The following is a 10,683-nucleotide window of genomic DNA, read 5'->3' on the forward strand; positions in this document are numbered from 1 at the left end:
GGGCGTTCGGGTCTTGGGCACCGGCCGGGGTGGTCCGGGGCGTTCGGCCCCCACACCGCCGCCGGCCCCCTCACGCGGCCAGCCGTGAGACCAGTGCCCCCGCCAGTGAAGCCGGTACGCCCGCCGAGGTGAGGACCGTGACCGCGGCCGAGCGGCCCGCCTCGGGGGCGGCGAGGAGTCCGTCGTTCACCGCTTCCATGAGGGCGAACAGGACCTGCTCGTGGACGTGGGCGAGGGCCGCCGCGGGCAGCGGGGAGCTGAAGGCGCCCTGGTCGAGGCCGAGCTGGAGCAGGTCGGCGCAGTTGCTGCGGACCGGGGCCAGGCGCTCGCGGATGCCCCGCATGGTGACCGTGCGCTGGGCGAGCGCCACCAGCAGCCGGTAGCGGTCGGCGATGGGCCAGATCGCCAGCACCGAGCGCGCCAGCGCCTCCGCGGGGTCCGCCACGCCCTCGCGGCCCGCCGCGTGCGCCTGCGCCAGCGTGAGCACGGCGTCGTCGACGAGTGTGCTGATCAGCGCCTCACGGCTCGGGAAGTGGCCGTACACCGTGCGCCGTACGACCCCCGCGGCACGCGCGATCTGGTCCATGGACGCGTCGGGGTCCCGCAGCAGCTCGGCGAGGGCGACGTCGAGGATGCGGCGCCGGTTCGCGTCGGCGCGTGTGGCGTTACCGGTGGTCATGGCTGCCATTCTGCCCTTCCTCGATTTGCACGGCATTGTGCAAGGACGTACATTGCACATGGTTGTGCAACTGCACGGTGATGTGCAAGTCACGGCAACCGCACACACGTCCCTGTCGCGCACACCCGAGGAAGGCGACCCCTGCCATGCGACTCGTCATGACCGAACCGGTCGAACGGACGGACCGCCCCTACGCCCGGCGCTGGTGGGCGCTCCTGGTGCTCTGTCTGAGCCTGCTGATCATCGTGATGGCCAACACCGCCCTCACGGTCGCCGCCCCCGACATGACCCGGGACCTGGGCCTGTCCAGCGCGGACCTGCAGTGGGTCATCGACGGCTACACCGTCCCCTACGCGGCGCTGATGCTGCTGCTCGGCGCGATCGGCGACAAGTACAGCCGCCGCGGCGCCCTCGTCCTCGGCCTCCTCGTCTTCGGCGGCGGAGCCGTCTTCGGCTACCTCGCCGACAGTGCCGCCACCGTCATCGCGGCCCGCGCGGTCATGGGCGTCGGCGCCGCGCTGATCATGCCGGCCACGCTCTCCCTGCTCGCCGCGACCTTCCCGCGCGCCGAACGCGCCAAGGCCATCACCCTGTGGACCGCCACCGCCGGACTCGCGATCGCGGCCGGTCCCGTCGTCGCCGGCGCGCTGCTCAAGCACCACGGCTGGGCCTCGACGTTCCTCATCAACGTGCCCATCGCCGCCGTCGCGCTGGTCGCCGCCTTCGTCCTCGTCCCGCCCTCCAAGGCCGGCCACCACGACCGCATCGACTACGTCGGCGGACTGCTCTCCGTGCTCTGGGTCGGCGCCCTCGTCTACATGATCATCGAGGGACCGCACTTCGGCTGGGACGCCAAGGCCGTCACCGCCGCCGTCGTTGCGGGCGCGGGCCTGGTCGCCTTCGTCCTGTGGGAGCTGCGCCACCCGCGCCCCATCCTGGACGTACGCCGCTTCACCAGCCGCCGCTTCGCCGGCTCCAACCTCGCCGTCGCCCTGTTCTTCCTGGCCGTCTTCGGCGCCTTCTACTACCTCACCCAGCACCTCCAGTTCGTCCTCGGCTACGACGCCCTGGCCACCGGCGTGCGCATGCTCCCGCTGGCCGGCGCGGTCTTCGTCGGCTCGGCGCTGACCGGCTACCTCACCCCGCGGGTCGGCATGAAGTGGACGGTCACCGCGGGCATGGTCGGCGGCACCGCCGCGCTCGCCCTGCTCACCCGGGTCGACGGCGCCTCCTCGTACGGCGACTTCGTGGCGCCCCTGATCATCCTCGGCCTGGCCATCGGCCTCGCCCTGTCGCCCTGCACCGACGCGATCATGGGCGCCTTCCCGGAGTCCGAACTCGGTGTCGGCGGCGCGGTCAACGACACCTCGCTGGAGCTGGGCGGCTCCCTCGGCATCGCCATCCTCGGCTCGCTGCTGTCCACCTCCTACTCCGGTCACCTCTCCGACGCCACCGCCGGCAGCAAGCTCCCGGCCGACGCCCTGTCCACCGCGCAGGACTCCGTCGGCGCCGGATACGCCGTCGCCCAGGGCATCGGGGACAAGGCCCGCCAGCTCGCCGCGCAGGCCGCCCACACCACCGACCCCCAGCAGGCCGCCCAGCTCAAGGCGCAGGCCACCCAGCTCGCCCAGGGCGCCGGGCAGATGAAGGACGCCGTCGGCTCCTCCTTCGCGGACGCCGTCGCCCACACCAGCCTGGTCGGCGCCGTGATCCTCGGCGCGGGCACCCTCCTGGTCGCCTTCCTGCTGCCGCGCGGCACCGCCCGCGAGGAGGAACCCGCGCAGGAGGTGAAGGACCTGGTCGGCAGCGGTGTGAACTGATCCCCCCTGGCCTGCGTCTTATTCCTAGATGCACTACCGTGCCGTGCCGGACCGACCGGCACGGCACGGCCGTAGGCACCCATGGAGGCACGGGGGAATGAAGATCGACTGGGACCGGCGCACCTGCGCGCGCAAGGGGCACGTGACCTACGCGCCGGACGACCCCCGGCTGCGGCTCGGGCTGCACGCCGAGACCGCCCTCGGCGAGGTGTGGCGCTGCCTGCGCTGCGGCGACTTCACCCTCGGCACCCCGCACGGCTCCGGCCCGGCCGCCGACGCCCCGCTGGTCCCGCGCGGCAAGGTGCTGCGGGACCTGTTCATCCTGCGCTTCCTCGCCCTGGAACGGGCGGTGCGCGGTGTCTTCATCGTCCTGGTGGCCGTCGCCGTCTGGAAATTCAGCAACAGCCAGGACGCGGTCCGTCGCCTGTTCGACGAGTACCTGGACGTCTTCCGGCCGGTCTTCCAGCATTTCCACTACGACCTCGACCATTCACCGGTCGTCGGCACCATCCAGAAGACCTTCGGCTACAAGCACTCCACGCTGGTCCTGGTGGCCGGCCTGCTGCTGGCCTACGCCCTGATCGAGATCGTCGAGGCGGTCGGCCTCTGGTACGCCAAGCGCTGGGCGGAGTACCTGACGGTGGTCGCCACCGCCGCCTTCCTCCCGCTGGAGATCTACGAACTCACCGAGCACATCAGCGCGGTGAAGATCGCCACCCTCACCCTCAACATCCTCGCCGTCCTCTACATCATCGTCGCCAAACGCCTGTTCGGCGTGCGCGGCGGCCGCCGCGCCTTCGAGGAGGAACGGCACAGCGCCTCCCTCCTCGAAGTGGAGGAGTCGGCGGGCGTGGCGGCCTGAGAACCTCCTGGGCCGCGCGGGCGACGACGAGCCCGTGACGAAGAAATCCCCCGAGCGCAATTGCGCTCGGGGGATTTCTTTGCGTATATTCAGTGGTTCGCGACTTCCAGTAGAGAGGTCGCGGAGAAGTCCACTGAGCAGAGTATATCCGGGCGGGAGCGGAATTGTCAAACACCGATTTTCCAGACGGTGAATTGCGACAGGAACAGGAATTCATCGACGGACTGTACGCACGCGTGGACGCGCTGCGCGGTGACACCGAGACCTCCGTCGCCGACGCGCTCGCCCAGGGCGACAAGCCCCTGCAGGCCCGGCTGGAGCGGGACATCCTGGTCGCCGAGCGCGCCGGACTGCTCGCCGCGCTGAACGCCGTGGACGGCTCGCTCTGCTTCGGCCGGATCGACCTGACCGACGGGGCCACCCACCACATCGGCCGGATCGGGCTGCGCGCCGACGACACCGAGCGCACCCCGGTCCTGATCGACTGGCGGGCGGACGTGGCCCGCCCCTTCTACCTGGCCACCGGCCACACCCCGATGGGCCTGCGCCGCCGCCGGCACCTGTCCACCGAGGGCCGCCGGGTCACCGCCCTGCACGACGAGATCCTCGACCTCGGCGACGCCACCCGCACCGGCCACGAGGACCCGACCGGCGACGCCGTGCTGCTGGCCGCCCTGAACTCCGCGCGCACCGGCCGCATGGGCGACATCGTCCGCACCATCCAGGCCGACCAGGACTGGATCATCCGCGCCCCGCACCGCGGTGTGCTGGTGGTCGAGGGCGGACCGGGCACCGGCAAGACCGCGGTCGCCCTGCACCGGGCGGCCTATCTGCTCTACGAGCACCGCGAGCTGCTCGCCCGGCGGGCCGTCCTCATCGTCGGCCCCAACCCGGCCTTCCTCGGCTACATCGGGGAGGTACTGCCCTCCCTCGGGGAGACCGGCGTGCTGCTGGCCACCGTGGGCGAGCTGTTCCCCGGGGTGCGGGCGACGGCCGCCGACACCCCCGAGGCGGCCGCCGTGAAGGGCCGCGCGGACATGGCGGACGTGCTCGCCGCCGTCGTACGCGACCGGCAGGCGCTGCCCGACCCGGTGATCGCCATCGAGCACGACCGCGAGGTCCTGATGCTCGACGACGGCCTGGTGAGCGTGGCGCGGGAGCGCACCCGGGCCGCGAAGCTGCCGCACAACGCGGCCCGCGAGCACTTCGAGGGCCACATCCTGAACACGCTCACCGACATGGTCGCCGAACGCATCGGCACCGACCCCTACGACGGCTCCAACCTGCTCGACGCCAGTGACATCACCCAGATCCGCGACGAACTCGCGGAGAACCCCGAGGTGTGGTCGGCCGTCGACCGGCTGTGGCCGCGCGTCACCCCGCGGCGGCTGGTCGCGGACTTCCTCGCGGAGCCCGGGGGATACGTCTGCGACGAGGACGCCGCCGCGATCCGGCGCCCGGTGACCCGGGCGTGGACCGTCGCGGACGTCCCCCTGCTGGACGAGGCCGCCGAACTGCTCGGTGAGGACGACCGGGTGGCCCGCGCCCGCGCCGCACGCGAACGCGAGAGCCAGGTGGCGTACGCGCAGGGCGTCCTCGACGTGTCGTACGCGTCGCGGACCTACGAGTTCGACGACAAGGACGAGGAGGCCTCCGAGGTCCTGTCGGCGCACGACATCATCGACGCCGAGCGGTTCGCCGAACGCCAGGAGGAGGACGACCACCGCAGCGCCGCCGAGCGCGCGGCGGCCGACCGCACCTGGGCGTTCGGGCACATCATCGTCGACGAGGCGCAGGAGCTGTCCCCGATGGCGTGGCGGCTGCTGATGCGGCGCAGCCCGACCCGTTCGATGACGCTGGTCGGGGACCCGGCGCAGACCGCCGAGGCGGCCGGGGTCGGGTCCTGGGCGGACATCCTCCAGCCGTACGTGGCCGACCGCTGGGAGCACACCCGGCTCGGCGTCAACTACCGTACGCCCGCCGAGATCATGGAGGTGGCGGCCGCCGTGGTCCGCGCCGAGCACCCCGGCTTCGAGCCGCCCAGCTCGGTCCGCTCCACCGGCGTACGCCCCTGGGCGCGGGCCACCGGCGACCTGCCCGGCGCGGTGGCCGGGGCGGTCGCGGAACTCACCCCCGAGGAGGGCCGGCTCGCCGTGATCGCCCCGCGCGACCTGCACCGGCGGCTGGCCGCCCGGCTGGACGGCGTCACCGCCGGCGCCGAGCCCGACCTGACCCGGACGGTCGTCCTGCTGGACCCGCGCCAGGCCAAGGGCCTGGAGTTCGACTCCGTCCTGGTCGTCGAGCCCGCCCGCTACGGCACCAGCGACCTGTACGTGGCCCTGACCCGCGCCACCCAGCGGCTCGGCGTCCTGCACACCGGGGCGCTGCCCGGGGCGCTGGCGGACGCCCTGGGCTGAGCGGCGGCCCCGCGCGGCAGGCGGGAACGGTCAGCCAGGGTCAGCCAGGCCCTACGCGGGGCGCAGCCACACCGTGGCCAGGGGTGGCAGGGTCAGCCGGATGCTCGCCGGCCGGCCGTGCCATCCCTGCGGCTCCGGCTTGACCGGGTCGGGCCGTACGACGTCGCCGCCGCCGTAGCGGGCCGCGTCGGTGTTGACCACCTCCCGCCAGGCGGGCACGTCGTCGGGGACGCCGAGGCGGTAGTCGGGGCGGACGACCGGGGCGAAGTGGGAGACCGCGAGCAGCGGGGTGCCGTCCGCGTCGCGGCGCAGGAAGGCGAACACGTTGTCGTCGGCCGCGTCCCCGACGATCCACTCGAACCCGTCGGGGTGGGCATCCCGCGCCCACAGGGCCGGCGCGTCCCGGTAGACGGAGTTGAGGTCGCGCACCAGGTCCAGGACGCCCCGGTGGTCGGCGGCGGCGCCGTAGGCCGGGTCGAGCAGCCACCAGTCCGGGCCGCGCGCCTCCGACCACTCGGAGCCCTGCGCGAACTCCTGGCCCATGAACAGCAGTTGCTTGCCGGGGTGGGACCACATGAAGGCCAGGTAGGCGCGCAGGCCGGCCCGCTGCTGCCACCAGTCGCCGGGCATCTTCGACACCAGCGAGCCCTTGCCGTGCACCACCTCGTCGTGGGAGATCGGCAGCACGTAGTTCTCGCTGTAGGCGTACACCATGGAGAACGTCATCTCGCCGTGGTGGAAGCTGCGGTGCACGGGCTCGTGGCTCATGTACTGGAGCGAGTCGTGCATCCAGCCCATGTTCCACTTCAGCCCGAACCCGAGCCCGCCGAAGCCGGACGGGCCCCGGTGGTGGGTGGCCCGGGTGACGCCGTCCCAGGCGGTGGACTCCTCCGCGACGGTCACCACGCCGGGCACCCGCCGGTACAGGGTCGCGTTCATCTCCTGGAGGAAGGCCACCGCGTCCAGGTTCTCCCGGCCGCCGTGCTCGTTGGGCGTCCACTGGCCCGGCTCGCGCGAGTAGTCCAGGTAGAGCATCGAGGCCACCGCGTCCACCCGCAGCCCGTCGATGTGGAACTCCTCGCACCAGTAAACGGCGTTGGCGACCAGGAAGTTGCGCACCTCGCGGCGGCCGAAGTCGAACTCCAGCGTGCCCCAGTCGGGGTGCGCGGCCCGCAGCGGATCGGAGTGCTCGTACAGCGGACGTCCGTCGAACTCGGCCAGCGCCCACTCGTCGCGCGGGAAGTGCGCCGGCACCCAGTCCATGATCACGCCGATGCCCGCCCGGTGCAGGGCGTCCACCAGGAACTTGAAGTCGTCCGGCGTGCCCAGGCGCGCGGTCGGCGCGTAGAAGCCGGTGACCTGATAGCCCCACGAGCCGCCGAAGGGATGCTCGGCGACCGGCATCAGCTCCACATGCGTGAAGCCCAGGTCCCCGACGTACGCCGGGAGCTGCTCGGCCAGTTCGCGGTAGGTGAGGCCGGGGCGCCAGGACGGCAGGTGCACCTCGTACACCGAGAACGGCGCCTCGTGCGCGGGCCGCTCCGCCCGGCGCGACAGCCACTCCTCGTCGCCCCACGTGTAGTGCGAGGCGTGCACGACGGAGGAGGTGGCCGGCGGGACCTCGGTGCGGCGGGCCATCGGGTCGGCGCGCAGCGTCTTCGAGCCGTCCGGCCGGGTGATCTCGAACTTGTACAGCTCGCCCTCGCCGATCCCGGGCACGAACAGCTCCCACACGCCGGTCCCGCCCAGCGAGCGCATCGGGTACGCGGTGCCGTCCCAGAAGTTGAAACCGCCCGCCACCCGCACGCCCCGCGCGTCGGGCGCCCACACCGCGAACCGGGTGCCGGCCACTCCCCGGCGCACGTCCGGGTGCGCGCCCAGCGCCCGCCACAGCTCCTCGTGCCGCCCCTCACCGATCAGGTGCAGGTCCAGCTCACCGAGGGTGGGCAGGAAGCGGTACGGATCCTCCGTCTGCCGCACCGCCCCCTCGTACGCCACCTCCAGCCGGTACTCCGGTACGTCCCGCAGCGGCAGCAGCGCCGAGAAGAACCCGTCCCCGTCGTGCCTCAGCTCCACCTGGAGGCCGTCGGCCAGTACGGCGACCCCGAGCGCGTACGGACGGAAGGCCCGCACGGCGACACCCCCGGGCACGGGGTGCGCGCCGAGCACGGAGTGCGGGGCGTGGTGCGTACCGCTGAGCAGGCGCTCACGGTCGGGGAAGGGGATGGGGACGGTGGTGGGATCGGCGGCGGGGGCGCCGGTCTCCGGCCCGGCGGGGACCGGCGCGGCGGAGGCCGCCGCGGCCCGGGCGGCCTGCGCGGCGGGCTGCTTCGCCGGGGACTTGCGGGCGACGGCCGTCCGGGCCGGGCCTTTGGCGGCGGTGGTCTTCTTCACGGTCGCCCCCCGGGCGGCGCTCGCTGCGGCCGGGGCCTTGGCGGCGGTGGTCTTCCGCGTGGCTGCTGTGCCGCGGGTGGCCGGCCCGGCAGCCGCCGCGTCGGCGGTGGCCGCGGTCGCGGCGGTCGTCCCGGCGGTGGTGGCCTTCCGGGCCGCCGTCCCCCCGGCCGCCGTCCCCCGGGTGGTCGTGGCCCGGGTGGTCGCCCTCGCGGGCGTCCCCTTCGCGGCCGCTTCCTTCGCCGTCGTCGTCGCTCCGGCCGGGGACTTCCTGACCGGGGACTTCTTGGCCGGCGCCGGCTGGGCGGTGATCGCTTTCTCCGCCGCCCCCTTGGCGGTCGCCTTCTTGGTCACGGCCTTCTGGGCGGCGGCCTTCTCGGTGACACCCTTCCCTGCGGCGGCTTTCCCCGCGGCGGCCTTCTTGGCCGCGGCCCTCGGGGCAGCCGCCTTGTCCGCGGCCGCCTTCTTGGTGACGGTCTTCTTGGCGGCGGCCTTCTTCGCCCCGGCCACGGCCGGTTCCGCCGTCGCCTTCTTCGCCCCGGCCTTCTTCGTCACCGCCTTCTCGGCCGCCGCCGTCTTCACGGCCGCTGTCTTCCCCGCCGCTGTCTTCGCCGTCGCCTTCTTCGTCACCGCCTTCTTCGTCACCGCCTTCTCGGCAGCAGCCTTCTCCGGCACCGCCTTCTTCGCCGTGGCGCCCCCGCCGGAGGCACCCTTCGCCGTGGCGCCCCCGCCGGAGGCACCCCTCCTCGTGGTGGCCCCGCGCGGGGCCACCGTGCGTTCGGGGCCGGCGGACGCGGCCTGCTGTTCGGGGTCCGGACCGCTGGACGAGGGACGGGCAGTCACGGGCGGGGCCTCCTCGGCGAAGGAACGGGGGCGGGACAGGGGGGGCGCGGTGGGCGCGGTCAGTGCGGCTCGGCGCCGGCGGCCAGGCGGCGTACCGCCGCGAGCGGGACCGGGAGCCAGTCGGGGCGGTGCCGGGCCTCGTAGAGGACCTCGTAGACCGCCTTGTCGGTCTCGTAGGCGCGCAGCAGCACCGGATCGGTGCGCGGATCGCGCCCGCCGGCCTCGGCGTACCCGGCGCAGTACGCGGCCCGGCAGGCGGCCGCCCAGTCCGAGGCGGCCGGGCCGGACGCCGAGTGTGCCGCGTAGTCGAAGGAGCGCAGCATGCCGGCCACGTCCCGTACCGCGGGCTGGGCCATCCGCCGCTCGGCGAGCGGTCTGGCCGGTTCGCCCTCGAAGTCGATCAGCGACCACTGCCCGGACGGCGCGCGCAGGCACTGCCCGAGGTGGAGGTCGCCGTGGACGCGCTGGGCGGTCCAGGTGTGGCCCTCGGCGGCCAGGTCGGCCAGGGCCGTGAAGGCGGAGTGCAGCCCGGGGGCGTACGGCCGCAGCGCGGGCACCGCCTGCGCGGCCGCGTCCAGGCGCTCGCTCATGCCGTCGACCAGCGACTGGAGCTGGAGGTGGCCGAGGCTGACGGTGGGCAGCGCCCGGGCCAGCGCGGTGTGCACCTCCGCGGTGGCCCGGCCCAGTGCCCGCGCCTCCGCGCTGAAGTCCTCGCCCTTGGCCAGGCCGCGCAGCGCCAGCTCCCAGCCGTCCGTGGCGCCCTGCACGAAGGGCTGGAGCACCCCGAGGACGTAGGAGTCCTCGGCGACCTCGGCGGTCATCCACGCGGTGGGCGCCGGAACGCGCGGGCAGCCCTCGCGGGCCAGGGCGAGGGGCAGTTCCAGATCGGGGTTGACGCCGGGCAGCACCCGGCGGAGCAGTTTCAGTATGAAGGCGTCGCCGTAGACGAGCGAGGAGTTCGACTGCTCGGCGGTGACCAGGCGCGGTACCAGATCGGGCCGTATCTCCGCGCGCCGCTCGAAGCGCAGCCCACCGATGCGGGCCTGGGCGCGCAGCGCCTCCAGGATCACCTCGGCGGGCCGGGGGTCGTACAGGGCCTCGTACACCGTACGGCCGGCGAGCGGGCCCTCCTGCACATGGCCGATCAGCGCGGGCGCCAGCCTCGGGGGCAGCGCCTCGCGCACGCCTATGAGCAGCTGGTAGCAGTCACCGGGGTGCGGGACGGCGGCCTGGCCCTGTCCGGCGGGCAGCGGCTGGTGGGCGCGGACGAGCAGGTGGTAAAGGCCCAGCTTGCCGTCCTGCGGGAGCAGCTCGGTGGCGGCGACCAGCGAGAACCCCGTGACGGGCCGGCCCTTGCCGGCGAACCAGCGCTGCCGGGGCAGCCACTCGCGCAGCAGTGGGTCCAGTGAGGCGAGCAGGCCGGAGCCGGCGGTGGCAGAGCGTGTGACGGCTTGCGACATGGCTTCCGACATGGCGTCGCGTCCAATCCGCTGGTGGTGTGTCTCACGCGTGCCCACAGGTGGGGCGGTGGAAACCGCCGCCCCACCGGCGGGAACTAGACAGTGGCGTCCTTGCGGAGCCGGAACCAGTAGAAGCCGTGGCCGGCGAGGGTGAGCAGGTAGGGCAGCTCGCCGATGGCGGGGAAGCGGACTCCGCCGATGAGTTCGACCG

Annotated in this window: 7 protein-coding genes; 3 read left to right on the forward strand and 4 right to left on the reverse strand. The window is 73.6% G+C overall.

Features of this window, described 5'->3' with window-relative positions:
- Window positions 1-70: 70 nt before the first annotated feature.
- Window positions 71-688 (reverse strand): TetR/AcrR family transcriptional regulator, encoded by a 618-nt coding sequence (locus ABZ858_RS16750; RefSeq protein ID WP_361377975.1) that lies wholly within the window; start codon window positions 686-688, stop codon window positions 71-73.
- 137 nt (window positions 689-825) lie between these two features.
- On the opposite strand from ABZ858_RS16750, the gene ABZ858_RS16755 reads away from it, so the two are divergent.
- The 3 genes from ABZ858_RS16755 (at window position 826) to ABZ858_RS16765 (ending at window position 5,778) form a co-directional block, all read left to right on the forward strand.
- Window positions 826-2,499 (forward strand): MFS transporter, encoded by a 1,674-nt coding sequence (locus ABZ858_RS16755; RefSeq protein WP_361377978.1) that lies wholly within the window; start codon window positions 826-828, stop codon window positions 2,497-2,499.
- A 97-nt stretch (window positions 2,500-2,596) separates the two neighbouring features.
- Entirely contained in the window at window positions 2,597-3,361 is a 765-nt protein-coding gene (locus ABZ858_RS16760) for a DUF2127 domain-containing protein (protein WP_361377981.1), read from the forward strand.
- Window positions 3,362-3,555: 194 nt separating this feature from the next.
- Complete coding sequence (locus ABZ858_RS16765; protein ID WP_361377984.1) at window positions 3,556-5,778, forward strand: ATP-dependent DNA helicase; 2,223 nt, start codon at window positions 3,556-3,558, stop codon at window positions 5,776-5,778.
- Window positions 5,779-5,829: 51 nt separating this feature from the next.
- On the opposite strand, the gene glgB is transcribed toward ABZ858_RS16765, so the two are convergent.
- From glgB to ABZ858_RS16780, 3 genes are all read right to left on the reverse strand, one after another.
- On the reverse strand, window positions 5,830-9,012 hold the full coding sequence (glgB, locus tag ABZ858_RS16770; RefSeq protein WP_361377987.1) for a 1,4-alpha-glucan branching enzyme: 3,183 nt from the start codon (window positions 9,010-9,012) through the stop codon (window positions 5,830-5,832).
- 59 nt (window positions 9,013-9,071) lie between these two features.
- Window positions 9,072-10,472 carry a maltokinase gene (locus ABZ858_RS16775; protein ID WP_361378050.1) on the reverse strand — a complete coding sequence of 467 codons (1,401 nt, stop codon included), beginning with the start codon at window positions 10,470-10,472 and terminating at the stop codon, window positions 9,072-9,074.
- Between the two features lie 95 nt (window positions 10,473-10,567).
- A partial coding sequence (locus tag ABZ858_RS16780) for an alpha-glucosidase C-terminal domain-containing protein (RefSeq protein ID WP_361378053.1) occupies window positions 10,568-10,683 on the reverse strand: 116 nt, incomplete at its 5' end.

Source organism: Streptomyces sp. NPDC047017 (genome assembly GCF_040644175.1).
Classification (GTDB): Bacteria; Actinomycetota; Actinomycetes; order Streptomycetales; family Streptomycetaceae; genus Streptomyces.